Origin of the sequence: Bacteroides sp. ZJ-18 (genome assembly GCF_011038705.2) — a bacterium.
GTDB lineage: Bacteria > Bacteroidota > Bacteroidia > Bacteroidales > Bacteroidaceae > Bacteroides > Bacteroides hominis.
In genome coordinates this window covers 881,035-907,919 of record NZ_CP072198.1, presented here as the reverse complement: position 1 = coordinate 907,919, position 26,885 = coordinate 881,035, and the positions used below count along the sequence as shown (strand labels likewise).

The window sequence follows — 26,885 nt, the reverse complement described above, 5'->3', positions numbered from 1 at the left end:
GATGTTTATAGAGCAACCGCCTTGGTTTTTCCGTGCAATCTATCCCGACGCTATCTTCCGGATGGACCCTGACGAGAAGGCAGTTTACCTGACCTTCGACGACGGCCCCATTCCGGAAGTGACGCCCTGGGTACTGGAGTTGCTGGACAAACACAACATCAAGGCTACTTTTTTCATGGTAGGCGACAACATCCGCAAGCATCCGGATGTGTTCCGTATGGTAGTGGAACGCGGACACCGCATCGGCAACCATACGTTCAACCACATCCGCGGCTTCGAATATCTGTCGGTAAATTATCTGGCCAATACAGACAAGGCCAACGAGCTGATGAAAACGGACCTGTTCCGTCCGCCTCACGGACACATGCGCTGGATGCAGTACATGACGCTGAAGCGCCACTATAAGATCGTCATGTGGGACCTCGTCACACGAGACTACAGTAAGAAGCTCCGCCCGCCGCAAGTGCTGGCCAATGTGATGAGATATGCCCGCAACGGGTCTATCATTACCTTCCACGATTCGCTGAAGTCCTGGAACAACGGAAACCTGCAATACGCACTTCCCCGTGCCATCGACTTCCTGAAAGAGGAAGGATACGAATTTAAGATCCTATAATGGAAACGAAGATAAACAGTAAAGCCCTGAAAGCCGAAGCCTTGCGCCTCGGCTTTTCTGCTTGCGGCATAGCACCGGCCGGGCCGGTCGATCCCGTACACCGGGACTTTCTGAAGGAATGGCTGGGCTCGGGCAGGCACGCCGAAATGGCTTATATGGCCAACCATTTCGACAAGCGCTGTGATCCGGCTCTGCTGGTCGAAGGCACCCGTTGCGTAGTCTCCGTAGCCCTGAACTACTACCCCGCTACCCGGTTACCCGAGGACGAGTACCAATTCGCATGGTATGCCTATGGGATGGATTATCACGACCTCATGCGTGAGAAGCTGACCGCCCTGTTCCGCTTCATACAGGAATCAGACGTACCGGAACTGGACGGACGTGTGTTCTGTGACACCGCCCCCGTACCCGAACGCTATTGGGCCTGGCGTGCCGGCCTCGGATGGATCGGGAAGAATACCCAGCTGATCATCCCCCGTGCCGGATCTGCCTTCTTCTTGGGAGAACTCTTCCTGAACACGGAAGCCGACACATACGACCGCCCCCGGCCGAATCGCTGCGGGACGTGTAACCGCTGCCTGCAAGCCTGCCCCACGCAGGCTTTAGAAGCCCCGTACGGCCTGGATGCACGCCGTTGCCTTTCATACCTCACTATAGAGAATAAAGGCGAAATTCCGGCCTCTATTTCCCCTCTGATGGGAAACCGTGTTTATGGATGTGACGAATGCCAGAAAGCTTGTCCCTGGAACCGGTTTGCCACTCCTTGCCGGACACCGGAGCTGCAACCCTCGCCGGAGTTTATGAATATGAAGAAAGAAGACTGGCAACAACTAAGCGAGGAGAAATACAGAACCCTCTTCAAAGGCAGTGCCGTGAAGAGGGCTAAGTATAGCGGACTAATAAGGAATATAAAGCAGATGGAAGACTAAAAGTCGGGCTATGACCGGTTCTTCAAAGCCTTTCGCTCTTCACTGGTCAGTCTTCTTCCCACCTTCTTCACGTAGCCCAATTATTATCCGCATGTTCTCGCTATATCATCTACCTGCAGCCCCCTCCCGACATAGCGATCGTTTTGCTGACGCCAGCAAAACGATCGATTATTGGTCAGGTAACTCTTTTATTTCACCGTTACCGTCAGCGGATTACGTATCTTCCGGGCAAAATCGGCCATATAGGCATTCCAGGCAGCAGCGTCTTTTATATCGGCTTTATCCCAGGCAGCTCCCCAGTAATAAGTAAAGTTAGCTCCCGGTTCATACTCGCTGATAGCCAGCACATGCCCGTCGGCACCTCCGCGCAGCTCTTTCTTCTCTTTCTCCGGGAACAGAACAGGTTTCGCCTCCTTCACCAAAGTGGGGAACGCAGCACCCACAAAGATTTTACCGTTGTCATTACCGGCATTATCCGTCGGGTCCACATAAGTGATGTATCCCTCTGCCGCATTCGCCACCACAGCTCCATCGGGTTCATGCAATACGATGCCGACGGCCAGAGGCATTGTCTCTTTCAGATTGGTATAAGAAACAATCGTTTTGTTCAGATGCGAACCCGCATCCAACGTAATCACACGTGTTTCGATCACGCCGGAGTCTCCTCTTACCACCAACGGATGATACACCAGTCTCACAGTGAAACGCAGCGGACCATTATCCAGTATCTCCTGGGTAGCGTAACAATACGGATAAATAATTGTATCACCTGCCATTAACGCAGCCGTGCCCCCTCCCAAAGTAGGACCGACCTTATAGCAGTCCAGTCCGTTGCCATGGTCCACATGATAAGAAACCGACCGGTAAAGCTCCTGCGCAGCTTTAGGATCCGTCTTCCCGAGTTCTGCTATTTTAGCTTTTGTATCCGGGTTCAGTTCGCCTTCATAGCGAGCTTCCACCACCGGCTCAGTGGTGTTGTACTTCGTCCAGATATCATATCCGAAAGCACGCTCTCCGGTTTCCTGTAAAGCAGGTCCGTAGGTACGGAAAGCCACCAAATCGTTCTCCCAGGCCACGTCATCCACCCGTTCGGGATAATATCTTCCGCAAGCCTTCACCGGACACTCCTGGGGAATGCCCGCCTTTATCGTGTAAACAGTCGAACCATTCGCCTGTACACTGACCGGAAATATCACTTTCTCGTCGGAAGTTATCTGATAGGATACTTGCTGCCCTTCGGCATCCACTATGACTATCTGCGCGGTATCGGGTAACTGCAATTTAGAGGAAACCTCGCTCATGGATACTTCTGCCATCTCACCGTCACGTTCCAGCGAAGTGGCATTGGATACCGTAACAGAAACCGACTTACCCGCTTCATTGCAAGCCAGACACAACAAAGCGAGTGCGGCAAAAAGAAAAACTTTCTTCATTGATTCAATTGTATTGATCAGATTCATTTAGGTTGTTTACCGATATAAGCCAAAATACCGCCATCTACATAAAGCACATGACCGTTCACGAAATTCGAAGCATCCGAAGCCAGGAATACGGCCGGTCCCATCAGGTCTTCCGGTGTTCCCCAACGGGCAGCAGGAGTCTTGGCTATAATGAATGAGTCGAACGGATGGCGCGAACCGTCCGGCTGCGCTTCACGCAAAGGCGCCGTCTGAGGTGTGGCGATATACCCCGGGCCAATGCCATTACACTGGATATTGAACTCACCATACTCGGACGCAATGTTGCGGGTGAGCATCTTCAGCCCGCCCTTGGCAGCGGCATAAGCAGATACTGTCTCACGCCCCAGCTCACTCATCATCGAACAGATATTGATGATTTTTCCATGCCCCTTCTTAATCATTGAAGGAATCACGGCTTTCGACACAATAAACGGGGCATTCAGGTCCACGTCAATCACCTGCCGGAACTGCTCCGCTGTCATCTCACACATCGGGATGCGCTTAATGATACCGGCATTATTTACCAGAATATCAACCACTCCGACCTCTTTCTCGATCCGTGCAACCAAAGCATTTACCTGCTCCTCACTCGTGACGTCGCACACATATCCACTGGCCTCAATTCCCAGTTCCTTATATGCAGCCAACCCCTTGTCGACCAGCTCCTGACTGATGTCATTAAAAACGATCTTCGCGCCTGCCTCTGAGAAAGCAGTAGCCAACGCAAAACCGATACCGTAAGATGCACCTGTGACCCATGCCACTTTGCCCTTTAATGAAAAGTTTACCATACTTATAATGTTTTAAAAAAACTCATCTCACTTCCATTCTCTAAAAAGAAATATTCATATCAAACACCTTATTTCAAGTCCGTGATTAACGAAAAATCCTGGTCACCATAATCAAGGTTCTCACCCCCCATGCCCCAGATAAAAGTGTAACTGTGAGTTGCTGCTGCCGAATGAATGGACCATTCCGGTGACAATACTGCCTGATCGCCCTTCATCCATACATGACGGGTTTCGTCAACCTCACCCATGAAATGGCATACGGCATGCTCCTCCGGTACCTCAAAATAGAAATAAGCCTCCATACGGCGGCTGTGAACATGTGCGGGCATCGTATTCCACACACTTCCCGGAGCCAGTTCGGTCATTCCCATCTGCAACTGGCAGGTAGGTAGCACCTGGTTTACAAGCATCTTATTAATATTGCGGTGATTCGAGCCTTCCAACGTGCCCATTTCAGCAACCACCGCATCGGCTTTCGTTACTTTCTTATCAGGATAATTGCGGTGAGCGGTCAGCGAATTAAAATAAAATTTAGCAGGATGTGCGGCATCTACACTCTCAAAAGTTACTTCCCGATCGCCCGAACCCAAATAAAGCGCCTCTTTATAAGCTAACTGAAATATCGCATTCCCCGCTCTCACAACGCCGGGACCTCCGACATTGAAAATACCCATTTCACGACGGGTCAGGAAATAAGGAGCTTTCAAAGGATCGATAGCTTCCAACTTCAACACTTCATTTACCGGCATGGCTCCACCCACTACCATACGATCATACATGGAGTATACCATATTTACTTCGTCGGCCGAAAAAACCTTCTCTATCAGGAAATCTCTCCGGATTCTCTTGGTGTCATAGCTTCTTGCGTCTTCCGGATGGGCAGCATAGCGAATCTCATAGTTTGTTTTCATATTTCTTATTTATAAGTTTACATTAGGTGCCGCTCAGACAAACATCGTTTGCGTACACGACACAAAAATAAGAAAAGAAAACGGGATTTGAGAATAAATTGCGCCCAATTATCCTGCACAGATAAATAACATTAATCTTTTGGATAATTAGGGCTATAAAGTAAAGTCTGATCTCTTACTACCAGCTTTCCATCTTTTACAAAATCTGTTCCCCTCTCTTGCAAGTGACAAACCATTGCTTTACGCATCTCAGCCAACCGGTCTGCATAACGACTGTCTCCAAAAAGATTTCTCCGTTCTCCGGGATCTGCACTTAAATCGAACAATTGCTCTTCGCCCGTATGAATAAACCAGATATACTTCATTTTACCGTCAGTAAGCGCACACCAATAATTATCGGCACTATAGCAGGTGGCATGTTCCAGATCAATATATTTCCGCCAGCCATCATTATTTCCTGAAACCAGTGCAACCAAAGACTTGCCGTCCATATCATCCGGTACCGTTCCCCCTGCAAGTTCGATGAAGGTAGGCAAAAAATCACGTAACTCTACCGGCTGTTCTATTCGTTTTCCTTTAATAGCCTGTGTAGTCATGGCAGAAGGCCATTTTATAATATAAGGAATCTTCGCCGAACCTTCATAGGCATAGGTTTTCCGCCAATGATAATGGTCACCCAACATATCACCGTGGTCGGCCGTATAACAAATGATTGCGTTCTCGTACATTCCTTTCTCTTTCAGGGCCTGAATAATCTGCCCAATCTGATCATCAATAAACGTCACATTCGCATAATAATGGCGTCGGGAATTGACAGCGTATTCTTCTCCTAAATTCGCGAAAGGGGCGTCTTTCGCAACCTTTTCCGGATCTTTACGTTCAGCATACTTTCCACACCAATCCCCAACAAACGGTACAGGGATATCTGCCTTTTCATACATATCCAAATATCGCTTCGGAGGATCATACGGACTATGAGGGCGGGCAAAAGAGACTTTCAGGAACAGAGGCTGATCACTTTCATAATTCCGTATTAATTCACAGGCTGTTTGCCCCGTCCAGGCCGTAGGATGCAATCTTTCCTCAAGTTTATAAGTTCCGGCATTATGATTGTTCCACCCGATTCCCGTTAAATCCGGGTTCTTCCCGGGCGCCTGCAACTGAAACCATTCCCGATAGTCACTAATAAAATCACAGGTTTCACTACGCCCGCTCTCGTCTACCAATGTAGCATGAAAGCCATGCAAGGCTTTCTGTGGAAACCAGTGCATCTTCCCTATTCCAAAAGTATAGTAGCCCAAATCGCGCAACATCCGGGGCATTTCATATTTATATTTGGAAGCGACCTTTCCATACCCCAACATCCCATGGTGCCATGGAGACATCCCCGTAAGCAAGCCGGCACGCGCGGGCGTACTACTGGGGGCAGAACTATAACCACATACAAACAAGCTGCCTTCCTGAGCCAACTTATCTATGTTAGGAGAAATGACGGCTTTATTCCCCATGCAATGTAAAGCATCTCCACGATGCTGGTCACTCATAATAAAAATGATATGTGGTTTCCCTCCTTTTGTGGCAGGAGCCTTAGAGGAGCCGGACGAATCATTGTTTGACTCTTGGTTTTCACCATTAAATGCATAAGTCAACGGAGAGGTTGCCAAGCCTGCTCCTACAGCAAGTGAACACTTCAGAAAATCGCGACGTTTCATTGATTATTAGATTTTAGTATTAACGAATAGGCAAAAATAGGCAAAAAGAAAGAGAAAGAAGAAAATTTTTTCCCCAATTTACCCACTCATACGTAAAAAGTATTTCCATCTTCCATCTTCCACCTTTTTGTAGTTTACCATCTGATATTCCGCAATTTATCATGGTGGAAGATCGTCTTTTTAGGCTATCAATCTTCCACCCTTATCTTCCATCTTCCACCCTCCATTTTTGTCAGAAAGTATATGGTAAACTACTGTTATATAGACATATAAAGTTAATTCCTTATCTATTTATACCTTGAAAAGTATTTCATTTTCCTTGCTATCTTTTATATAAATGGTCAAGGCTCTATCTCGTCCCGCATACCCGTGCCAATGGGCACGCATACCAAGGCTAATGGGCACAGGTACACGGGCTAATAAGCCTGCGTACACAGGACGAGATAAAGAACGTACCATCTCAATTAATTATTAAGGTAAATAGCATAACATGAATAGGAGATGATGGATAATACAAGCTGACCTAAAGGAAACTCGGCCATACAAAAAGAAAAATGCCTTGGAAGTAATTTACTTTCAAGGCATTTGGGGGTTGTCCTACCAAGATTCGAACTTAGACAAACAGAACCAAAAACTGTTGTGCTACCATTACACCATAGGACAAGCTCATGCGCTTTCTGTTAAAAAGCGATGCAAAGATAATGCCATGCAAGTTATTTTCCAAATCTTTTTAGACTTTTTTGTATAATAAGTCTCGTTAGCCGCGGCTAATTGCTACCTTTGTACTTACAGAAATCAATAAAGTAAACGAATAAATTCAGTAAGTATGAGAAAACTTTTTGTATGCATTGCATTGGGTCTCACCACGCTTACCGGCAATGCCGCATCACCGCTATGGATGCGCGACGTACAGATTTCGCCGGACGGAACAGAAATAGCATTCTGTTACAAAGGAGATATTTACAAGGTACCTGCCGGAGGAGGGGTAGCCACCCAGCTTACAACACAACCATCGTATGAATGCACACCGATTTGGTCGCCGGACAGTAAGCAAATCGCTTTTGCCAGCGACCGTAATGGCAATTTTGACATTTTTATAATGCCGGCGACAGGAGGTACGGCACAAAGACTGACTACCAATTCTGCATCCGAACTCCCTTCAACTTTTACACCGGACGGAAAATATATTCTATTTTCAGCATCCATCCAAGATCCCGCACAAAGCGCCATGTTCCCGACAACAGCCATGACAGAGCTCTACAAGGTCCCTGCAAACGGAGGACGTACGGAACAGGTGCTGGGCACCCCGGCCGAAGCAGTTTGTTATGCAACATCGGGGGAATTCTTCCTTTATCAGGACCGTAAAGGTTTTGAAGATGAATGGCGGAAACATCACACTTCGTCCATCACCCGTGACATCTGGATGTACAACACCAAAACAGGAAAACATACCAACCTGACCAATCACGCCGGAGAAGACCGCAACCCCATCCTTTCACCGGACGGAAAAAGTGTATATATATTAAGTGAACGCGAAGGCTCGTTCAATGTCTACAACTTCCCATTGGACAACACACAGTCTCTTAAAACGGTGACATCTTTCAAAACACATCCTGTGCGTTTCTTGTCAATGAGTCATGACGGAACATTATGCTATGCGTATGACGGGGAAATATATACTCAAAAAGGTAATGCCACGCCACAAAAAACGGACATAGACATTGTCCGCGATGATCAGGATAAAATAGCAGACCTGACTTTTACAAACGGAGCGACATCGGGAACCGTATCGCCGGATGGAAAACAGATTGCGTTTATCGTACGGGGAGAAGTATTTGTGACCTCGACAGATTATGCCACCACAAAACAAATCACCCAAACACCTGCACGCGAAGCCGGACTCACTTTCGCCCCGGACAACCGTACCTTGGCCTACGCAAGCGAACGTAACGGCAACTGGCAACTTTTCCTGGCTAAAATAGCCCGTAAAGAGGAGGCCAACTTCCCGAATGCCACTATCATCGAAGAAGAAGTGTTACTGCCCTCCACAACCGTGGAACGGGCTTATCCGCAATTCTCACCGGACGGTAAAGAACTGGCGTTTATAGAGGACCGCAACCGCTTGATGGTAGTTAATTTAGACACGAAAAAGGTTCGCCAGATCACCGATGGATCCACTTGGTTCAGCACCGACGGAAATTTCGACTACCAATGGTCACCTGACGGAAAATGGTTCACACTCGAGTTTATCGGTAACCGGCATGATCCATATTCAGACATAGGATTAGTGAGTGCACAGGGTGGCAGCCCGATCATCAACCTGACTAACAGTGGTTACATGAGCGGATCTCCCCGTTGGGCACTGGACGGCAATGCCATCTTGTTCACGACCGAACGATATGGGATGCGTGCACATGCTTCCTGGGGTTCACAAAACGATGCCATGCTGGTATTCCTCAATCAAGATGCTTTCGATAAGTTCCATCTGAGTAAAGAGGATTATGAATTGCAGAAAGAACTGGAAAAGGAGCAACAGAAGGATAAAGAAAAAGCTTCTGCTAACCTGAAAAAAGACAAAAAGAAAGATCCCAAAGCAGAGACTGAAAAGAAAGACGAGGTAAAAAACATCGTAGTGGAGCTGAATGGGCTCGAAGACCGTATCATCCGCCTCACTCCCAATTCTTCGAATCTGGGCAGTACCATCATCTCAAAAGACGGTGAAACCCTCTACTATCTGTCAGCATTCGAAGGTGGATTTGACCTATGGAAAATGGATCTCCGCAAAAAAGAAACCAAGCTGCTTCATAAAATGAATGCCGGATGGGCTTCTATGAATATGGACAAAGAAGGAAAAACCCTGTTTGTCCTGGGAGGCAACACCATGCAGAAAATGGACCTCAGCGGAGAGACTCTGAAGCCGATCAGCTATAAAGCAGAGATGAAAATGGATTTAGCTGCAGAACGAGAATATATGTTCGACCATGTATATAAGCAGCAGCAGAAACGTTTCTACAACACCAACATGCACGGAGTAGACTGGGATGCCATGTCTGCTGCTTACCGCAAATTCCTGCCGCACATCAATAACAACTACGACTTTGCCGAATTGCTGAGCGAATGGCTGGGTGAACTGAATGTATCGCATACCGGCGGCCGCTTCTCTCCATCCATTCCGGGAGATGCCACAGCCAGTTTGGGAGTGCTTACAGACTGGAATCACAAAGGAAAAGGTGCATTGATCATGGAAGTGATTGAAAAAGGGCCGTTTGATCACGCCCGCTCGAAGGTGAAAGCCGGAACTGTCATTGAAAAGATCAACGGGCAGGCAATAACTCCCGAAACAGATTATCTGACGTTACTGAATGACAAAGCCAATAAGAAGACGCTTGTTTCGCTATACAATCCGCAAAACGGTGAACGGTGGGAAGAAGTAGTAATCCCGGTCGGCAACGGAACCCTCAACAATCTGCTTTACAAACGCTGGGTGAAACAACGGGCGGCCGATGTAGACAAATGGTCCAATGGACGTCTGGGATATGTACACATACAGTCGATGGGTGATGGCAGTTTCCGTTCCGTCTACTCGGATATTTTAGGAAAATACAATAACCGCGAAGGTATCGTTATAGACACCCGTTTCAATGGTGGTGGCCGCCTTCACGAAGATATCGAAGTATTGTTCAGCGGCAAGAAGTATTTCACTCAGGTTGTTCGCGGACGCGAAGCATGCGATATGCCCAGCCGCCGATGGAACAAACCATCTATCATGCTGACATGTGAAGCCAATTACTCGAATGCGCACGGTACACCATGGGTATACAGCCACCAGAAATTGGGTAAATTGGTAGGTATGCCCGTACCGGGAACTATGACCAGTGTTTCATGGGAACGCCTGCAAGACCCATCTCTGGTATTCGGTATTCCTGTCATAGGCTATCGACTCCCGGATGGAAGCTATCTGGAAAACACACAGCTGGAACCGGACATTAAAGTTGCCAACTCACCGGAAACAATCGTCAAAGGTGAAGATACGCAATTGAAGACGGCAGTAGAAGAATTACTGAAAGAACTCCCGGCAGATAAAGCAGGAAAGCATTAATCTGCCACTCCACAAAGAAAAAGGATGTCTCACAGGGTCAATTTGCCTATTACATGGCACCCCCTTTTGAGACATCCTCTTTTTTATATTAAAGTTTCACTCAACCCGCCCCCTGAATGAAAGGCGGAAAAGAAAACTCCTTATTTAGCGATAATCAAATAATAGTTTTTCTTACCACGCTGAACCAACAGATACTTTTCATCAAGCAGATCAGCAGTAGTAATCACCTGATCAAAAGCAGCCAACTTCTCTTTATTCAAAGAAACACCGCCACCCTGAACCAGTTTACGCATTTCACCTTTTGAAGCAAATACAGCAGCATTGTCAACGAACAGGTCAACTGCTTTCACTCCCTCTGTCAATGCATCACGTGAAATCTCAAATTGAGGAACACCTTCGAACACAGCCAGAAGTGTGTCTTCGTCCAGCTTTCTCAACGCATCGGATGTAGCATTGCCAAACAAGATATTAGATGCATCTACCGCAGCATTATAATCCTCTTCAGAATGAACCATCACAGTTACTTCCTTTGCCAAACGTTTCTGAAGTGCTCTCAAATGCGGAGCTTCATTATGTTCAGCAACCAACCCGTCGATTTCTGCCTTATCAAGCGAAGTAAATATCTTGATATAACGTTCTGCGTCAGAGTCACTCACATTGAGCCAGAACTGATAGAATTTATAAGGAGATGTATAACGAGGATCCAACCAGATATTACCGGATTCTGTCTTACCAAACTTTCCACCGTCAGCTTTGGTAATCAACGGACATGTCAGTGCATAAGCCTCACCACCATTGGTACGGCGAATCAACTCAGTACCGGTAGTGATATTTCCCCACTGATCGGAACCACCCATCTGCAATTTACATCCTTTGGTTTCATAGAGGTGAAGGAAGTCATAACCCTGCAACAACTGATAAGTAAACTCTGTAAACGACAATCCGTCACGGGCTTCACCGTTCAGGCGCTTCTTTACTGATTCCTTAGCCATCATGTAGTTTACAGTGATGTGTTTGCCCACTTCACGAACAAAATCCAAGAAACTGAACTCCTTCATCCAATCATAGTTGTTCACTAATTCGGCTCTATTAGGAACATCAGATTCGAAGTCCAAAAACTTAGCCAGCTGCTTCTTGATACAAGCCTGATTGTGGCGTAAAGTCTCTTCATCGAGCAGATTACGTTCTGCCGACTTACCCGAAGGATCGCCAATCATACCTGTTGCACCACCAATCAAAGCCAATGGTTTATGGCCGCAACGCTGGAAGTGTCGCAAGATCATCACACCGCATAAGTGTCCGATATGCAACGAATCGGCTGTCGGATCAATACCCAAATAAGCAGTAACCTGTTCTTTCGCCAATAACTCTTCTGTGCCGGGCATCATGTCATGCACCATTCCACGCCATCTTAGTTCTTCTACAAAATTCATCGAATGATAATAAGTTTTAAAGTTTAATTAGGGCAAAAGTACGACTCTTTATCGGAACAAGCAACTCTTATTGCCTAAAAAAGACGTTATTAATGTTTTGCTGTACTTGTTGCATGAGTTTGCAAACAGGCACCTCCAGAAGTAAAGCAGCTCGCTCATAAAGGCTATGGATATCTATCAGACTTTCATCTGTCTCCAGAAACAAGTATTCCGAAGGTATCTGTCGAAGCGCTTCCTCCTGATACTTCTCTCCCAGTGAAAGATAAATTCCCTCCCGGATATATTGCAGAGCCAATTCTTTTTTCCCGCGGAAACCATGTATAATCCAGGGGTTAGAAGGCTGCATTTTCCTTTTAAAGCGGATAATTTCATCTGCTGACCGCACTGCATGAATTACTAACGGATATCCCATTTCGTGTGCAAGTATAGCCTGCTTTTCAAATGCTTCTTGCTGCAACACATAGTCCGTCTGTGCCAACTTGTCGAGACCTGCTTCGCCAATTGCAAGAACCTGAGGAGAATGGATAGCTGACAACAACAGTTCCCACTGGCGGACGAAATTCTCACGGGTCAGGTACCAGGGATGAATCCCCACAGAATAGTAAGCACCGGCCAGCGGAATAAATTCTGCCGGCTGACAATTTTGTATTGCCTGCCCCGGTTCTGCAGGCAGCCGATGCGTATGTATATCCAGAATATTCATAAATCACTAAGGAACGGGATCATACCCAGATCCACCCCACGGATGACAACGAAGTATCCGCCTGACGGCAAGATAAAGCCCCTTAAAAGGACCATGTTTCTTAATCGCTTCAATAGCGTACTGCGAACAAGTAGGCGTAAAACGACATGAAGGAGGGGTCATAGGCGAAATACAAGCCCTGTAAAAGTATATGGGAAGCAATAATATATATGAAAGCAGACGTTTCATACCAATCTCTCGCTGATACGGGCCAGCAGAGTCTTCATTTTCTCCTCTATTTCGGCCGAGGACGTTAATTCGTCCGAAAGATAGATGAAAGCAATAGCCAACTGTTGCTGTTTATCGGTTAAAGTCTGCAATAGTAGATGCTTATGCAACCGGTACGCCTCACGCAATTGGCGTTTCACTCTATTCCGCTTTACCGCGCGTTTAAATCGTTTCTTCGAAACGCTCAATAAAACAGATGCCTGAGCATCCTGATTTTCCACAGGCATATACACCACACGCAACGGAAAGATGGAAAACGACTTAGAGCCGCCTGCAAACATCTTCTCAATCAGAATCTTACTATTCAGCCTTTCGGCCTTGCACAGGGTATTTGCCATAATAATTATAAACGGCAAACAACAAACAGTAAACAATGCTACAGATAAATATGCCTGTTCATTGTTTACCGTTTGCTGTTCACCGTTTCATTTATTTTCCTTTATTGTTTTCCTTAATAAACAAATCGAGAGCAGCCGTCATTGAAGGAGACTTCACATTAGGTGCTTCCAAATCCAGACGAAGTCCTGCATCACGAACAGCCTGTGCTGTTGTCGATCCAAATGTTCCGATCTTGATATCCTTCTGATCGAAATCAGGAAAATTCTTTTTTAATGAAGAAACTCCCGCAGGGCTAAAGAATACCAGCATGTCATAATCAAACTCCTCTCCTTCCATAAAGTCGTTACTAACAGTACGATACATTACGCATTCCGTATGCTGAATATTATTCTTATCCAACAGATTCTTCACGTCATCGTTATGTACATCCGACATCGGAACGAGATATTTCTCTGTTTTATGCTTCACAATCGAAGGAATCAAATCTTCAATCTTACCCGTAGCTCCGAAGAAAATCTTACGCTTACGATACTGCACATATTTCTGAATGTAAAGAGCAACAGCTTCTGTTACACAAAAATACTTCATCGTCTCAGGGATCGTCACACGCAACTCCGTACATAAATGGAAGAAATGATCAATCGCATGGCGTGAGGTAAATATAACAGCTGTATGATCAAGAATCGATACTTTCTGTTGTCTGAATTCTTTCGCAGAGACGCTCTCAACCTTGATGAAGGGGCGGAAATCTATTTTTACACCATACTTTTCAGCAATGTCGTAATAAGGAGATTTCTCTGAAGCAGGCTTAGGCTGCGACACTAATACTTTCTTAATTTTCAACGTCCTAAAAATTTATTATCAAAACATTATTTAGCTGAATCAGACCCTGATAGACTATTAAACAAGGTATGATTTCAAGGGCACAAAAGTATAAAATTAAAAGGAAAACCCCATAAATATTACAGGAAAAAAGCTTTAGCCACTTGTAAAACATCAATATTTTAGTAAAAATTACCAAAATGCAACCAATTGAAACTAAAAAGGTAACATTCAGATCAAAATAAACCAGAAACAAAACAAACGGAAATAAAGCAAATCCAAGGTAGTAAATCAGCGTAGAATAAGACTCCAGCCATATATCTGTTTTACTTTTGTCAAAAAACACCCATCCCAAAAACGAATATATAATCCACTTGAATAAAAAATAGAATATGCACACAGCAACATAAACTCCCAAGAGCACATGAGGCGAAACGCGCTCCATCAGTGAGGGCTGGACATCATTAAAATAGTTAAAGATACATACACCTCCAAGAACACAAGTCTGCACAGTCAACAATAACAGATAACGCATATCAGCTGCTGTAGAGGAAGCGAAAATACTTGTTCTTTCACGATGCAACATAAAATCTTTAACTTGTTGCAACAGGAATTTCTTACTGCGCGCCAATACATACGAAGAAATAAAGAAACATCCCAGCAGTATCATTGCCAACCCGTCATCCGTCCTTGGAGAGTAAGGGATCGATATGCCATCCACTCCCGTAACTGTCTCGCTCACCGTCTGTAAATCAACCGCCGCCAATGTATCTTTCGGAACACAAGCTTCATGGAAGGTCTGCGGCAAAGTATCTGCCACCTGCACACCGACAGAGTCCTGAGGAGAAATCATATAGCAGCAAACTTACGGATGGAACTGTCCCATACAGGTATTGAATAAACCAGATCCACAGCCTCTTCCGGAGTATGGGCTACATGCCAGATATCTCCATGCTGTTTCCTCATGAAATTACCGTCTATGGCTTTGTCGAGCATTGTCAACAAAGGATCGAAAAAGCCATTGGTATTCAATATCACGATCGGTTGAAGATAAAGCCCCAACTGTTTCCAGGTGATAATTTCAAGTAACTCTTCCAGGGTCCCGCATCCTCCGGGCAATGCAATCACAGCATCACTCTTTTCAGCCATCAGTCGTTTACGTTCGTGCATACTGTCCACCTCGATAAGCTCCGTCAAGCCGGTATGATGCCATCCTTGCTCTACCATAAAGTGAGGGATCACTCCGGTCACTTCGCCTCCGTTCTGTAATACGGCATCAGCCACCGACCGCATCAACCCTATATTTCCCGCTCCATTTATCAAACGGATGTGCCGGGTTGCCAACAACTGTCCTAATCGCACAGCTGCATCAAAATAAATCTGATCTATTTTCGTACTTGAAGCACAATATACACATACGGAAGTTATTTGGTTCATTTCTTGCATGGGTTTGGTTAAACACGATGCAAAAGTACCAAATTTCAAGGAGAAAAGAAGAAGGCCGCCTTGTTTTCTCCCCATATGGGATAAAAACAAGTACGGCCCCCTATAATAAATAGCTGTAAAGCTACGCTGATTACAAACCGAAAGCTTCTTTTACTTTGTCCACATAGTCAAGTTTTTCCCATGTAAACAACTCTACCTCCATAGTCCGGTCACCTTCATAACGAGAGTGGAAATGCTTAGTCACTACCTGAGGTTCACGCCCCATGTGTCCGTAAGCGGCCGTTTCACTGTAAATCGGATAACGGAGTTTCAAGCGATCTTCAATAGCCTTTGGCCGGAGGTCAAACAACTCATCAATCTTTTCGGCGATTTCACCATCACTCATTTTCACATTACTGCGGCCGTATGTATTTACATAAATATTAATCGGACGCGCCACCCCGATAGCGTAAGAAACCTGTACCAACATTTCGTCGGCAACACCGGCAGCTACAAGGTTTTTAGCAATATGACGAGCAGCATAAGCAGCACTGCGGTCTACTTTACTGGGATCTTTACCAGAAAAAGCACCACCACCGTGAGCCCCTTTACCACCATAGGTATCAACAATAATCTTACGTCCGGTTAACCCTGTATCTCCGTGCGGACCGCCAATAACGAATTTACCGGTCGGATTTACGTGATAAACAATATTATCATTGAACAAGGCAAGAACCTTCGGGTGATTGATAGACGCAATGACACGCGGCATCAATACCTCAATCACATCTTTCCGGATTACCGCCAGCATCTCTTCATCCGCCTTCAGTTGGGCAGCAGCAGAACCATCAGCCGGCAATACAAATTCATCATGCTGTGTTGAAACAACAATTGTATCAATACGCACGGGAGTACCGTTATCGTCATATTCAATAGTTACCTGGCTCTTTGCATCCGGACGAAGATAAGTCATTTCTTTACCTTCCCGGCGGATATCGGCCAATACAAGAAGTATTCTATGTGCCAGGTCAAGCGACAACGGCATATAGTTCTCAGTTTCGTTGGTTGCATAACCAAACATCATTCCCTGGTCGCCTGCCCCCTGATTCATAGGGTCCTCACGTTCTACACCACGGTTGATGTCGGCACTCTGTTCATGAATGGCAGAAAATACACCGCACGAATTACTTTCGAACATGTATTCGCCTTTCGTGTAACCAATCTTTTGGATCACTTCACGTGCTATCAGTTGTAAATCAACATAAGCACCTGTTTTCACTTCTCCCGCAAGTACCACCTGTCCGGTAGTCACTAAGGTTTCGCAAGCTACTTTCGAACTGGGATCGTAAGCCAACAGTTTGTCAAGCACAGCGTCCGATATTTGATCGGCCACTTTATCGGGGTGTCCTTCAGACACCGATTCGGATGTGAATAAATATCCCATAATAAAATTATGAATTATGAATTATAAATTATGAATGCGGACAGAAATTAAAAAGAGTAGAAAACGCATACAGAAGGGAATGTTGTTTTAGCATTTTTTTCTGTGGTTGCAAGCTACTCAAATCTTTCCACACTTCATTTCATTGGCAAAGGTAGATAATATTTTGGATTTATTGCTACTTTTGCTTCGTATTAACAGACTATCTTATGAAAAATAAACTAAAAACCGCTATTATACTATTGGTGTATATTGCTGTCACAGTGGGTATTTATGCCTTTATTTGTTATCTGAACCATCAACCGTTTGACGACTTGCGCATATTGTATGCCGTATTGATCGGCTGTGTGGCTTACCTTCCACGGCATTTGATGATCCGTAAATTACGAAAGAACCAGAAATAGCTCTCTGATTGTTTTATGAAGTACCGGATGGACAACGTCCGGTGCGATTTCGGCAAGCGGCTCTAAAACAAATTTTCGTTCGGCCATCAATGGATGAGGCAATGAAAGCCTTTCGTCCTGTAATATCTTATCACCATAAAGCAAGAGGTCAATATCAATCAGACGGTCGCTATATACCCCATCATGTGATTTATGTAAACGCCCTATTTCCTGCTCTATCCGTTGGGTCCTTTCAAGTATATCGAAAGGAGACAGAGATGTCTCCACTCCCGCCGCAGCATTCAGAAAGTTATTATCAGATTGAAATCCCCAGGGGGCAGTAGCATAAAAAGCGGACAGGAAAATCACTTTCCCTATCCGCTCTTCTATTTTCTGTACAGCGACACGAAGATTCAACTCCTTATCACCCAAATTAGTACCTAATCCCAGATATATTCTCATCACTTATCCAAAATCAGCATCGCATCTCCATAAGTACCAAAACGGTAGCCTTCTTTCAATGCTATGTGATATGCATCCATTACCTGCTCGTAACCACCAAAGGCAGCCACAATCATCAACAGAGTAGAAAGTGGCATGTGGAAGTTGGACACCATAGCATTAGCCACTGTAAAATCATACGGCGGGAAAATAAACTTATTCGTCCATCCTTCATATTCTTTCAAATGCCCGTCTGTGCTCACCGTGCTTTCAATGGCGCGCATCACAGTTGTTCCCACAGCACATACATTCCTACCAAGATCCTTGGCACGGTTCACAATCTTAACAGCTTCTCCGGTTACGAACATCTGCTCAGAGTCCATCTTATGCTTTGTCAGATCCTCTACGTCGATGTCACGGAAGTTACCGAGCCCTGCATGCAATGTGATATACGCAAAGTCTATGCCTTTTATTTCCATACGCTTCATCAATTCGCGGCTGAAGTGCAGACTCGCAGTAGGTGCTGTCACGGCTCCTTCGTTTTTAGCGAAAATAGACTGGAAACGTTCTGCATCTTCTTCTTCCACCGGACGGTTAAGAATTGTATGCGGCAGCGGAGTTTCACCTAACGCATACAATGCTTTTTTAAATTCGTCATGAGGACCATCATATAGAAAACGGAGCGTACGTCCGCGTGAAGTAGTATTATCAATTACCTCAGCCACCATTGAATCGTCATCACCGAAATAAAGCTTATTGCCTATACGGATTTTACGTGCCGGATCCACCAATACGTCCCACAAACGCAGCTCTTCATTCAGCTCACGCAGTAAGAACACTTCGATACGTGCACCGGTTTTTTCCTTATTTCCGTACAAACGGGCAGGGAATACCTTGGTATCGTTGAATACAAACACGTCTTTATCATCAAAATAGTTCAGGATGTCCTTAAACATCTTGTGCTCAATCTCTCCCGTACGCTTGTGGAGTACCATCAAGCGCGATTCATCCCTATACTTTGTAGGGTGCAAAGCAATCTTTTCTTCGGGTAACTTAAATTTAAATTGCGACAGTTTCATGATAATAATGTGCGTTTATTAATTATTTTATTTCTTACTTTTCTATTTCAATCAGATATCTCAACTTCCTGCTGATCTATCCATTCTGCAAATTTTGCAGGATCCAGGCATTGCTCCAACTTTATCTCCCCCACACGGGTACGTATCAATCCGGTCAGATGTGCACCGCTTTGCAAGGCTTCCCCGATGTCGCGTGCCAATGCACGGATATAAGTTCCCTTGCTGCATACCACCCTGATCTTAATTTCCGGTAAGTTACATTCCAGCAGTTCTATCTCGTCAATCACCAGCAATTTGGGCTTCAACTCCACTTCCTGACCTTTACGGGCCAAATCATAAGCACGCGCACCATCTACTTTGCAAGCCGAGAATGCCGGAGGCACTTGCTGTATTTCACCAACAAATGTTTTCAACGTCTCTTCCACCAACTCCCGGGTGATATGCTCCGTAGGATAGGTAGCATCAATCTCATGTTCCAGATCGTACGATGGAGTAGTGGCACCCAACTGAATGGTAGCAATATATTCCTTTGTATGATACTGAAATTCCTCTATTCTCTTGGTAGCTTTACCTGTACAAACAATCATTACCCCTGTTGCCAGCGGATCGAGTGTACCTGCATGCCCCACCTTCAATTTCTTCACTTTCATCCGTCGGCAAATATGGTACCGGGCATGCCCTACGACCTTAAAAGACGTCCACCCCAACGGTTTATCAAAATAAAGTACTTCTCCTTCTTTAAAATTCATCCGTTACTTATTGCAATTGTGAAACAACGATGGTGACCACTCCTGCTATTGCACAATAAATAGCGAAATAAATCAGTTTTCCTTTTTTGACGATATTAATCATCCACTTGCAAGCCAGGCACCCTGAGACAAAAGCGGCAATAAAACCCACTATCAGTGACAAAGCCGGAATATCTCCCGCAATAGCCTCACCTTTTATCATCTTCATAGCATCCAGCAAAGCTTCTCCCAATATAGGCGGTATCACCATCAGGAAGGAGAATTGCGCCAGTTTTGCTTTATTATCACCTAATAATAAACCTGTAGCAATTGTACTGCCCGAACGAGACAGTCCCGGCAATACGGCACAAGCCTGCGCCAGCCCAATGATAAACGCGTCTTTCATCGAGATGTTCTCTTTCTGACGTGGTTTTGCATAATAAGAGAACGACAGCAAAGCAGCCGTAAGCAACAGCATGCAGCCAACAATCAGCAATCCCGAACCGAAAACAGCCTCAACTTCATCCTTGAAAAACACACCGACGATACCAATAGGAATCATCGAAATTAAAATATTGATCACATAACGTGTTTCGCTGTTCATCTTAAACTTAAACAGGCCACGGAATATCCAATCTATTTCTTTCCAGAGAATGACCAATGTACTGAACACGGTTGCAACATGTACTACAATGGTAAATGCCAGATTCTCTTCTCCCTCTATACCAAACAAAGCCGAGCCAATAGCCAAATGCCCGCTACTGCTCACCGGTAAATATTCAGTCAGTCCCTGAATCAATCCAAGGATCAGTGCTTCAAACCATTCCATCCTGTTTTATTCTTTTGTTTTAGGTTTGCGCATTACGCCATATATCATAAAGATAAAACCCAGGAAGCAAACCACCGGAGCCACTTTAATTCTTCTCACACTGAAAATATCCGCCTGAAACACCGCTTCCGACGATGAAGGTCCTGTCATCAGGATAAAACCCAAGATAACCACTGCCATGCCGATGGCAAGCAAAATGAAGTTCGTTTTATCGAAGGCAAATTTCTGTTTATCACCCATTGTTATTTACAATTAATTTATTTACATCTATAAATCCAGAACTACACGTAGTACAGCGTGCTTGCTTTCATTCTCAGATATTTATTAATAGAAAGATAAGCACACAAGAAAGTGATGACCACTCCGAATACCAGTACTGCACCCGATACCAACAACATGACTTCAGGTGTAATCACCCGAATTAATTCCGGCTCGTACGACACAAGCCAATAAGCGGCTCCCATCAGGATTGTATCTGCAATAAAAGCAGCTAAAACCCCACTCCATATATTTCTTTTCAAAAATGGCCGACGGATAAATCCCCAGCTTGCTCCCACCAGTTTCATGGTATGAATCAGGAAGCGTTTTGAATAAATAGCCAGCCGGATCGTATTATTAATCAGCGCGAAAGAGATAAATGTCAGCATAATGGCCAATCCCAGCAGCACCAAGCTGATGTTACGTATGTTTTCATTGACCGCGTCAATCAGATCTTTCTGATATAACACATCTTGTATGTTGGTATTCCTTTTAATCAATTTCTCAATCTTCGCGATACTGTCAGAGTTCGCATAATCAGAATGCAATTTAATCTCTATTGAGGCCGTAAACGGATTATACCCTAAAAACTCTTGCGGATCGGTGCCCATAGCCTCGGTCTGCTCTTTCAATGCTTGTTTCTTTGAAATATATTCCGTCTCTTTCACGAAAGGTTCATTATTCAGCCGTTTCTGAAGCTTCAGAATATCCGTTTCTTTCATATCATCGCTGATCAATACAGAGAAATTTATATTTTCGCGTACATAAACAGACAAGTTATTGGCTGCCAACACGAAGAACACCACAAGCCCCAGTAACAGCAATACCAACGTGGTACTGATGCTGGAAGTTATGAACTGCATATCAAAATATGACACAGCGTTATTTCTGCTTTTACTCTTCATCAGCGTTTCTTTCTGAATACATAAATCATTGAACTGCTTCGTTCCTTTTTGGCCTGGGCACTCAACCAAGCCGCCGATCCGGTCCACATACCTTTTGCAAAAGAGTAAGCACTCCCTTTATGTTTCTCAGTCAGCATCGACACATAAAAAGCATCGAATGGCATCGGATGACGGGCTGCCAGGATAAATCCATGTTTCGACCCAAACTGCTGAATCGTGGCAGGCGTAAAATGCCATAAATGACGGGGTACATCATAAGCAGCCCAATATTTCCCATATTTTATTGCATCGTATGACGAACAATTGGGCACAGCCACTATCAAGACACCTTTCTCGGTCAATAATTCGCGCAACAACTCCCACGTTTCATCCAGATGCTCCAAATGTTCCATAACGTGCCACAGCGTAATCACATCAAAAGAACCGGGAACGAACTCTTTCAATGCAGACTCCGGCTTTACATCCAATCCGAAATGTTCGCGGGCAAACCCACGGGCCTGCACACTCTTTTCCACGGCCTCCACTTCCCATCCCCTATTCTGCATCGTATGGGCAAAATAACCTGTTCCCGTACCAATATCCAATATTCTACCGGTTTTACGATGCGACTCTTTCATGACCAAACGTGCCTTACGACCAAGCATATACTGACGTACATGATGGTAAATGGCATTCATGGCACCTTTCTTCGTGTCCGAATGGGAAATATAATCAGGTGTTTCGTAATATCTGCCTATCTCCGCCTCTACCGGGACTCCTTGTGTAAAAGTAAATCCGCAATCTTCGCAGGTGTACAAGTCAAACTGTTCACCGGAGGCATAAAAATCAGTACAGGTCATAGCACATTTCAAATGTGTGCTCCCACATAGCGGACAGGCATTTATAGTGAGTTTATTCATTGGTTTTATTTGCATATTTAAGCGTACCCCGAAACGTCAGGACACACTCCACCCGAATTTGGTGCAAAATAACAAATAAAAAGTGACGGATAGGCATTTCCTTAAGGAGGTTTAACAATAATGGCAAGGCAACTGTTCGTTCATAGCAATCATTCCCACTTCACATCTCCTTTTTCATAAGTAAATATACGCTCCGCCGTCTTTCCTTTCCAGCGGCAGTTCTTCAACATCAACAATGCTCCCCGGGGTACTTTCTCAAATACAAGATACCCTTTGTTATCGGCTTGCTTACGCTCCACAGTCTTCCAACCATTGTTCCAATATCTTAACTCAAATTCATCCGGACAGAACAATTGTGTTTTCAGGTAAGAAGTCATTCCAATATGACTGACCATATACTCTTTTCCCAGATCTATATCTACCAGCCTTTCTGCCACCCTACCTCGATAGCCCGTCGCCCCCAAACCATCGGTTATCATCCCGGGCACTTCATTCCTTCCGGTAGCCCTCATCGGAGTAATTATCCTCACATTCCCGATCCGTCCTTCTTCCGTATAAAAAGAAAGCTCCCCCAAAGCAATGCTATCCGACGGTAATAATAACCTTACAAAGCGGTAAGGTAATCGTGCGGACACCTTCCGTACAACCGGCTCCAGAGCCAGCGAGTCCGTCCATCTGCACAGTTCCTCTTCTGATTTTCCATCAAGTAATCCTACTATCCGGCTTCCTTTCATACACCCCAGATATTCCCTATTCTGATCATAAGCCGGCGCTCCCGTCACCATCCTCACGGCAACCTCCTCTGTTTCTTCATTTCCGCTCAGCTTCTCCATCGTTCCGTCATTCCGCAATCTGAAAGGTTCTGCTGCGGGCAATAATCCCCCCCGCTTGTAATAAACGGGTAAATAAACCATGTCCTTACCCATTTCCCGAAAGACAGCCCTCCCGTTTTCTATCTTTGCCCACTGCACAGGGTGCCAGTCCTGATATCCGAACACAGCCAAATAAGCATATTTCACCCCTTGAGGCGCCTCACCTGTCAACTCCACCGTTACGTCGGCCGTTTCAAAATACTCCGAAGAAACATCCACCTTTTTCACACTACGAAATAGCTCCGGAATATCAGCTTTATCCACCTCTACATCTGCCAACGGTCCTTCAATATGATTTGAGTAGGTATATCTGTATACCTTCGGAAGGCGGAATCTTCCCCAAAGCTCATCATCATCCCGGTTATTATAAATCCGCTTATATTTCCAGCGATCATTATCCCAAAACGCCTCAAAAGCATGCGATTTCCCGTCTATTAGCACCACATTCCAGGTATGCGAATTATTTCGGTTTCCCCATGCCGGAACAAAGTCAATGGCAACCGGAATCCCCAACGATGATAATAACAAAGAGTTATACCAACAGCGCTGTGCACATAACCCATGACGCATCTTCTCAAAAGTCGCCGCATTCCATATCGGAATCTTCGTCCCCCAAAAACCGGAATGAGTCAGATACTTATATTCGTATAACAACGAATCGATCTCTTGTTGCCAATCCTTTCCCTCTTTCACAAAAAACTTTCCCTGATGCCGTTTGTTGAACTCCCGGCGTGCATTGTCAATCGATAAGCCATTTTGCCGCCGATAAGGCAATATATACTCGCAAAAATCCTTAAACGAACAGTTTCTCGAATAAACATTTTCCTCCCATACTTGAAATGCCAGATCAATTTCCCGGATTAAATCTTCCGCCTTCATGCGGGTAATATCATAGTTAAGCTCCTGCCTCACCCGATGTCGATTACTAAAATCTTTCCAAAGACTATCTACCTGTTTCCCCCATTCCGTTCCTACCCGATAGCCATACTTTTGTCCCAATGAATCATAAGCCTCGTAAAAAGCAGAACAATCCTGCTCTACTATCGGATTAGCTCCATAACTTCCGGGCATATTGCCAATCAAGAAGCGTGCCGCCTCCAGCTTCCGGCCATCTCCTTCATAATGCTTCAGCACCGCTTCAAGTTCATTACGGTTATTGCCCGAAAGGGATAAGGCCTCCTCCACTTGTCTGTCTCTGCCCCCGCATGAGAAGACAAGCAGAAGCAAGCCTAACCCAATATATTTCATAATTTTCATATTCATATAACTCTTTTCACCACGGAGCATCACAGAGCCTTTTATTAATAATCAACGACTTAAAATCGCCTCCGTGCTACCCTGTGTCCTCTGCGGTGTTCAGATTACATGTTAAAACGATAAATGATAATTTTATCTTCAAAGTTCCGAACTCCATAGATATGAGTTCCATCAATACAGAAATTACCTATAGGAAAAGGTAACACATATTTTTTCACTTTATTCCCATCCCAATCAAAACAGAACAGCTCATTAGACGCAAAGTCTGTTTTTGCAGCCTCATTGTAATTTTGTAAAAAGAGTGAAAAACAAATCAAGTCATCCGAGACTGCTATATTTTTTATTCCTCCAATACTTTGGTTATAATCAATTGCATAATCGCCTCCCTTCTTCCAGGTTTTCGGAATATGCTTAAAAGGACTCACATAGACACGATTTATTCCATCGTCAGAAACACGATAAATTTCGAAAATATCAGAAGCACGTATTGAAAGCACAAATTTGGATTGTTTACTATTTGCCTTCAATATACCTCCGAAAACGGTACCCTTCTCTAAACCGGACACCTCACCCGCATCGAAAGGAAGCTCTACCACATTAGGTATAATATGATTCTGTGAGTCAAGAGCTCCCCAATAACCTTCCTTAAACCCGCCTATTACTATTTTTTTATTGCCAACAGCATTAATCTCCAAAACCCTGAAATCCACATTATAAGGATAAGCCTCCCTTGTTATATCCGGATGTTCTTTTTTGCTTAAGATATCGGATATTAATACCGAAATCCTTTCTTTCTTCATTCGATCCAGAAAAACAATTCTCGAGTCAACGATTTCAAAACCAGACCCAAAATCTATAAACTCTTCTGGTCCTTCGCCTGTACGCCCCCATTGAGATAATAGCTCCCCATTATTTACATTAATAAATGAAAATGCATATTCATCCATTGCATGCTGAAGAACCAAAATGCTGTCTACTATTTCCATATTCATTATAGCTCCCCAAGGAGCATTTTCATCTGAACAAATAAGATTATAGTCTACAATTTTGCATACTGTGTCAAATGAATAGACCGAACCAACATCGTTCTTCCTACATGAAAAAAGCACAAAACACAATGAAAGAAATAAGATATACTTTTGTTTCATCTTCGTTACTTTTAAACAACTAACGTATATTTCATTTTTAAAGTATATCAAGCAAACCCGTAACACCCTAACCAAAAAGTCAGTTTAACTGATAACAATAATAATGATAACGCTCTTCTCCACCATCCGTTTCCTTTGTCATCAGGCAGAGTCGTTCATCATTACTATCCACCGAGATGCATATACCCCATCTATCCAGTATCACTTTCTTTACAGCACGTCCTTCCCAATCAAATACATAAACTTCATTTGCTATCGACTTATTTTTCCCAATTTGCCCACTGTAAAGCGCATAAACATAGTTTTCAGTTGCTGCCCCACGAAGAAATCCTTTAGGAGAATCGGCAGAGACATCAACAGAAGACACTTCGTTAGTAGATTGATTCTCAAATAACGGCGTATACGTATTCAAATGTACTACACTTTCCAGGCACGTGTCATTTACCACTTTCTGAATAGATAATAAATCGCACTCATAGGCCAAGTAAGCAAAACGTTTTTTATCCGGCTTCATAATAAGATCCCCCTGGAACAACAAATAGTTTACATCCCGATTTACCGCTTGCTCTGTTTGTGGAAAAGGGAGATATTGATTTAAAATCTCTTTCTGATTGCATTTCGCTATCAGGCCACTTTCAAAAGTCCCACTCCCGTAAAATATGGAATCCGAATATGCATATACCCTATTCATTCCTAACTTAGGAGCTGAAACACAATCTATCTTTGAAAGACTGCCTTGAGCTAAACTATCAATTTGAAAAGAACTTATAGTTTGCAAAGACTGATCATACAGTACCAAAGAACGCTTGCCCATATCTACATACATTTGGGATATAGATAGAAAATCATCCGGCCCCATGCCTTTATTTCCAAAAGCAACCATCTCTTTCCCTGTATTCATGTTATAAACATGCACCATCGGATTGGCAGTCCAATCTATTAGACACAGAGTGGAATCATAAGAACACATCAGATAGGGAGCTAATAGTTCCTTGTTTAAACTAACTTCTTTATCACTCTTAAGCGATTGTTCTAAAGAAAAATCATACACAGTTTTTTCTTCCCTGCCACAAGAAGAGAAAGAAAGTAAAATTACAAATAAAACGACTAAATTAAATCTCATATTATTCACATTTAT

At 44.3% G+C, this 26,885-nt stretch carries 26 protein-coding genes and 1 tRNA gene; 4 read left to right on the top strand and 23 right to left on the bottom strand.

Translation table 11 applies throughout. The annotated features are described in order from the left end of the window. The first annotated feature begins 1 nt into the window (after nucleotide 1). A complete protein-coding gene (locus G7Y45_RS03725; protein ID WP_005779672.1) occupies nucleotides 2-616 on the top strand; it encodes a polysaccharide deacetylase family protein in 615 nt (204 codons plus the stop codon). Beyond that, on the top strand, nucleotides 616-1,545 hold the full coding sequence (gene queG / locus G7Y45_RS03720) for a tRNA epoxyqueuosine(34) reductase QueG (protein WP_032541080.1): 930 nt from the start codon (nucleotides 616-618) through the stop codon (nucleotides 1,543-1,545). The genes G7Y45_RS03725 and queG overlap by 1 nt, the downstream gene beginning before the upstream one ends. Nucleotides 1,546-1,733: 188 nt before the next feature. On the opposite strand, the gene G7Y45_RS03715 is transcribed toward queG, so the two are convergent. The 5 genes from G7Y45_RS03715 to G7Y45_RS03695 all read right to left on the bottom strand — a co-directional run bounded on the left by G7Y45_RS03715 (nucleotide 1,734) and on the right by G7Y45_RS03695 (nucleotide 7,082). Further along, a complete protein-coding gene (locus G7Y45_RS03715) occupies nucleotides 1,734-2,978 on the bottom strand; it encodes a DUF4861 domain-containing protein (RefSeq protein WP_165016748.1) in 1,245 nt (414 codons plus the stop codon). Nucleotides 2,979-3,001: 23 nt separating this feature from the next. Beyond that, nucleotides 3,002-3,796: a gluconate 5-dehydrogenase gene (locus tag G7Y45_RS03710; protein ID WP_032541081.1), complete on the bottom strand. Its 795-nt coding sequence runs from the start codon at nucleotides 3,794-3,796 to the stop codon at nucleotides 3,002-3,004. A 68-nt stretch (nucleotides 3,797-3,864) separates the two neighbouring features. Beyond that, a complete protein-coding gene (kduI, locus tag G7Y45_RS03705) occupies nucleotides 3,865-4,707 on the bottom strand; it encodes a 5-dehydro-4-deoxy-D-glucuronate isomerase (RefSeq protein ID WP_005779680.1) in 843 nt (280 codons plus the stop codon). Between the two features lie 131 nt (nucleotides 4,708-4,838). Then, entirely contained in the window at nucleotides 4,839-6,419 is a 1,581-nt protein-coding gene (locus G7Y45_RS03700) for an arylsulfatase (protein WP_165016751.1), read from the bottom strand. A gap of 592 nt (nucleotides 6,420-7,011) precedes the next feature. Next, nucleotides 7,012-7,082 (bottom strand) — tRNA-Gln (locus G7Y45_RS03695). Between the two features lie 163 nt (nucleotides 7,083-7,245). Between G7Y45_RS03695 and G7Y45_RS03690 the strand changes: the two genes are divergently transcribed. Further along, a complete protein-coding gene (locus G7Y45_RS03690) occupies nucleotides 7,246-10,518 on the top strand; it encodes a S41 family peptidase (RefSeq protein WP_165016754.1) in 3,273 nt (1,090 codons plus the stop codon). A 140-nt stretch (nucleotides 10,519-10,658) separates the two neighbouring features. On the opposite strand, the gene tyrS is transcribed toward G7Y45_RS03690, so the two are convergent. The 8 genes from tyrS to metK form a co-directional block, all read right to left on the bottom strand. Continuing rightward, entirely contained in the window at nucleotides 10,659-11,951 is a 1,293-nt protein-coding gene (tyrS, locus tag G7Y45_RS03685) for a tyrosine--tRNA ligase (protein ID WP_005779687.1), read from the bottom strand. 67 nt (nucleotides 11,952-12,018) lie between these two features. Then, nucleotides 12,019-12,654 (bottom strand): TatD family hydrolase, encoded by a 636-nt coding sequence (locus tag G7Y45_RS03680; RefSeq protein ID WP_165016757.1) that lies wholly within the window; start codon nucleotides 12,652-12,654, stop codon nucleotides 12,019-12,021. 6 nt (nucleotides 12,655-12,660) lie between these two features. Continuing rightward, nucleotides 12,661-12,882 carry a membrane protein insertion efficiency factor YidD gene (gene yidD, locus G7Y45_RS03675; protein ID WP_005779696.1) on the bottom strand — a complete coding sequence of 74 codons (222 nt, stop codon included), beginning with the start codon at nucleotides 12,880-12,882 and terminating at the stop codon, nucleotides 12,661-12,663. Then, nucleotides 12,879-13,259: a ribonuclease P protein component gene (gene rnpA / locus G7Y45_RS03670; RefSeq protein ID WP_005779698.1), complete on the bottom strand. Its 381-nt coding sequence runs from the start codon at nucleotides 13,257-13,259 to the stop codon at nucleotides 12,879-12,881. Before rnpA ends, yidD begins: the two co-directional genes overlap by 4 nt. A gap of 91 nt (nucleotides 13,260-13,350) precedes the next feature. Continuing rightward, entirely contained in the window at nucleotides 13,351-14,103 is a 753-nt protein-coding gene (locus tag G7Y45_RS03665) for a uroporphyrinogen-III synthase (protein ID WP_005779700.1), read from the bottom strand. Nucleotides 14,104-14,107: 4 nt separating this feature from the next. Next, nucleotides 14,108-14,935, bottom strand: a complete 828-nt coding sequence (locus tag G7Y45_RS03660) for a DUF4271 domain-containing protein (protein WP_165016760.1) — start codon at nucleotides 14,933-14,935, stop codon at nucleotides 14,108-14,110. Next, a complete protein-coding gene (locus G7Y45_RS03655) occupies nucleotides 14,932-15,519 on the bottom strand; it encodes a TIGR00730 family Rossman fold protein (protein WP_005812396.1) in 588 nt (195 codons plus the stop codon). The genes G7Y45_RS03660 and G7Y45_RS03655 overlap by 4 nt, the downstream gene beginning before the upstream one ends. Nucleotides 15,520-15,658: 139 nt before the next feature. Further along, nucleotides 15,659-16,951, bottom strand: a complete 1,293-nt coding sequence (metK, locus tag G7Y45_RS03650; RefSeq protein WP_005812398.1) for a methionine adenosyltransferase — start codon at nucleotides 16,949-16,951, stop codon at nucleotides 15,659-15,661. Between the two features lie 206 nt (nucleotides 16,952-17,157). Between metK and G7Y45_RS03645 the strand changes: the two genes are divergently transcribed. After that, nucleotides 17,158-17,352: a hypothetical protein gene (locus tag G7Y45_RS03645; RefSeq protein WP_005812400.1), complete on the top strand. Its 195-nt coding sequence runs from the start codon at nucleotides 17,158-17,160 to the stop codon at nucleotides 17,350-17,352. On the opposite strand, the gene folK is transcribed toward G7Y45_RS03645, so the two are convergent. The 10 genes from folK to G7Y45_RS03595 all read right to left on the bottom strand — a co-directional run bounded on the left by folK (nucleotide 17,332) and on the right by G7Y45_RS03595 (nucleotide 26,870). Further along, nucleotides 17,332-17,793 carry a 2-amino-4-hydroxy-6-hydroxymethyldihydropteridine diphosphokinase gene (gene folK, locus G7Y45_RS03640; RefSeq protein WP_165016763.1) on the bottom strand — a complete coding sequence of 154 codons (462 nt, stop codon included), beginning with the start codon at nucleotides 17,791-17,793 and terminating at the stop codon, nucleotides 17,332-17,334. The genes G7Y45_RS03645 and folK overlap by 21 nt on opposite strands. After that, nucleotides 17,793-18,851 carry a tRNA preQ1(34) S-adenosylmethionine ribosyltransferase-isomerase QueA gene (gene queA / locus G7Y45_RS03635; protein ID WP_005779710.1) on the bottom strand — a complete coding sequence of 353 codons (1,059 nt, stop codon included), beginning with the start codon at nucleotides 18,849-18,851 and terminating at the stop codon, nucleotides 17,793-17,795. Before queA ends, folK begins: the two co-directional genes overlap by 1 nt. A gap of 47 nt (nucleotides 18,852-18,898) precedes the next feature. Next, nucleotides 18,899-19,600: a tRNA pseudouridine(55) synthase TruB gene (truB, locus tag G7Y45_RS03630; protein WP_005812404.1), complete on the bottom strand. Its 702-nt coding sequence runs from the start codon at nucleotides 19,598-19,600 to the stop codon at nucleotides 18,899-18,901. 7 nt (nucleotides 19,601-19,607) lie between these two features. Next, nucleotides 19,608-20,408, bottom strand: coding sequence for an undecaprenyl-diphosphate phosphatase (locus G7Y45_RS03625; protein WP_005812416.1), 801 nt, complete (start codon nucleotides 20,406-20,408; stop codon nucleotides 19,608-19,610). 6 nt (nucleotides 20,409-20,414) lie between these two features. Further along, nucleotides 20,415-20,648, bottom strand: a complete 234-nt coding sequence (locus G7Y45_RS03620; RefSeq protein WP_005812418.1) for a DUF3098 domain-containing protein — start codon at nucleotides 20,646-20,648, stop codon at nucleotides 20,415-20,417. A gap of 41 nt (nucleotides 20,649-20,689) precedes the next feature. Next, nucleotides 20,690-21,571, bottom strand: coding sequence for an ABC transporter permease (locus G7Y45_RS03615; protein ID WP_005812419.1), 882 nt, complete (start codon nucleotides 21,569-21,571; stop codon nucleotides 20,690-20,692). Then, a complete protein-coding gene (locus tag G7Y45_RS03610; RefSeq protein WP_101604092.1) occupies nucleotides 21,571-22,470 on the bottom strand; it encodes a bifunctional 2-polyprenyl-6-hydroxyphenol methylase/3-demethylubiquinol 3-O-methyltransferase UbiG in 900 nt (299 codons plus the stop codon). Before G7Y45_RS03610 ends, G7Y45_RS03615 begins: the two co-directional genes overlap by 1 nt. A 149-nt stretch (nucleotides 22,471-22,619) precedes the next feature. Then, a complete protein-coding gene (locus G7Y45_RS03605; protein ID WP_206265659.1) occupies nucleotides 22,620-24,629 on the bottom strand; it encodes a hypothetical protein in 2,010 nt (669 codons plus the stop codon). Between the two features lie 74 nt (nucleotides 24,630-24,703). Next, on the bottom strand, nucleotides 24,704-25,747 hold the full coding sequence (locus G7Y45_RS03600; protein ID WP_165016768.1) for a BF3164 family lipoprotein: 1,044 nt from the start codon (nucleotides 25,745-25,747) through the stop codon (nucleotides 24,704-24,706). A gap of 79 nt (nucleotides 25,748-25,826) precedes the next feature. After that, nucleotides 25,827-26,870, bottom strand: a complete 1,044-nt coding sequence (locus G7Y45_RS03595) for a BF3164 family lipoprotein (protein ID WP_165016771.1) — start codon at nucleotides 26,868-26,870, stop codon at nucleotides 25,827-25,829. Between the last annotated feature and the right edge of the window lie 15 nt (nucleotides 26,871-26,885).

Coding starts and splice junctions, on each gene's coding strand:
- G7Y45_RS03725 (WP_005779672.1), top strand. CDS start 2: ATGTTTATAGAGCAACCGCCTTGGTTTTTCCGTGCAATCTATCCCGAC.
- queG (WP_032541080.1), top strand. CDS start 616: ATGGAAACGAAGATAAACAGTAAAGCCCTGAAAGCCGAAGCCTTGCGC.
- G7Y45_RS03715 (WP_165016748.1), bottom strand. CDS start 2,978: ATGAAGAAAGTTTTTCTTTTTGCCGCACTCGCTTTGTTGTGTCTGGCT.
- G7Y45_RS03710 (WP_032541081.1), bottom strand. CDS start 3,796: ATGGTAAACTTTTCATTAAAGGGCAAAGTGGCATGGGTCACAGGTGCA.
- kduI (WP_005779680.1), bottom strand. CDS start 4,707: ATGAAAACAAACTATGAGATTCGCTATGCTGCCCATCCGGAAGACGCA.
- G7Y45_RS03700 (WP_165016751.1), bottom strand. CDS start 6,419: ATGAAACGTCGCGATTTTCTGAAGTGTTCACTTGCTGTAGGAGCAGGC.
- G7Y45_RS03690 (WP_165016754.1), top strand. CDS start 7,246: ATGAGAAAACTTTTTGTATGCATTGCATTGGGTCTCACCACGCTTACC.
- tyrS (WP_005779687.1), bottom strand. CDS start 11,951: ATGAATTTTGTAGAAGAACTAAGATGGCGTGGAATGGTGCATGACATG.
- G7Y45_RS03680 (WP_165016757.1), bottom strand. CDS start 12,654: ATGAATATTCTGGATATACATACGCATCGGCTGCCTGCAGAACCGGGG.
- yidD (WP_005779696.1), bottom strand. CDS start 12,882: ATGAAACGTCTGCTTTCATATATATTATTGCTTCCCATATACTTTTAC.
- rnpA (WP_005779698.1), bottom strand. CDS start 13,259: ATGGCAAATACCCTGTGCAAGGCCGAAAGGCTGAATAGTAAGATTCTG.
- G7Y45_RS03660 (WP_165016760.1), bottom strand. CDS start 14,935: ATGATTTCTCCTCAGGACTCTGTCGGTGTGCAGGTGGCAGATACTTTG.
- G7Y45_RS03655 (WP_005812396.1), bottom strand. CDS start 15,519: ATGAACCAAATAACTTCCGTATGTGTATATTGTGCTTCAAGTACGAAA.
- metK (WP_005812398.1), bottom strand. CDS start 16,951: ATGGGATATTTATTCACATCCGAATCGGTGTCTGAAGGACACCCCGAT.
- G7Y45_RS03645 (WP_005812400.1), top strand. CDS start 17,158: ATGAAAAATAAACTAAAAACCGCTATTATACTATTGGTGTATATTGCT.
- folK (WP_165016763.1), bottom strand. CDS start 17,793: ATGAGAATATATCTGGGATTAGGTACTAATTTGGGTGATAAGGAGTTG.
- queA (WP_005779710.1), bottom strand. CDS start 18,851: ATGAAACTGTCGCAATTTAAATTTAAGTTACCCGAAGAAAAGATTGCT.
- truB (WP_005812404.1), bottom strand. CDS start 19,600: ATGAATTTTAAAGAAGGAGAAGTACTTTATTTTGATAAACCGTTGGGG.
- G7Y45_RS03625 (WP_005812416.1), bottom strand. CDS start 20,408: ATGGAATGGTTTGAAGCACTGATCCTTGGATTGATTCAGGGACTGACT.
- G7Y45_RS03620 (WP_005812418.1), bottom strand. CDS start 20,648: ATGGGTGATAAACAGAAATTTGCCTTCGATAAAACGAACTTCATTTTG.
- G7Y45_RS03615 (WP_005812419.1), bottom strand. CDS start 21,571: ATGAAGAGTAAAAGCAGAAATAACGCTGTGTCATATTTTGATATGCAG.
- G7Y45_RS03610 (WP_101604092.1), bottom strand. CDS start 22,470: ATGAATAAACTCACTATAAATGCCTGTCCGCTATGTGGGAGCACACAT.
- G7Y45_RS03605 (WP_206265659.1), bottom strand. CDS start 24,629: ATGCTCCGTGGTGAAAAGAGTTATATGAATATGAAAATTATGAAATAT.
- G7Y45_RS03600 (WP_165016768.1), bottom strand. CDS start 25,747: ATGAAACAAAAGTATATCTTATTTCTTTCATTGTGTTTTGTGCTTTTT.
- G7Y45_RS03595 (WP_165016771.1), bottom strand. CDS start 26,870: ATGAGATTTAATTTAGTCGTTTTATTTGTAATTTTACTTTCTTTCTCT.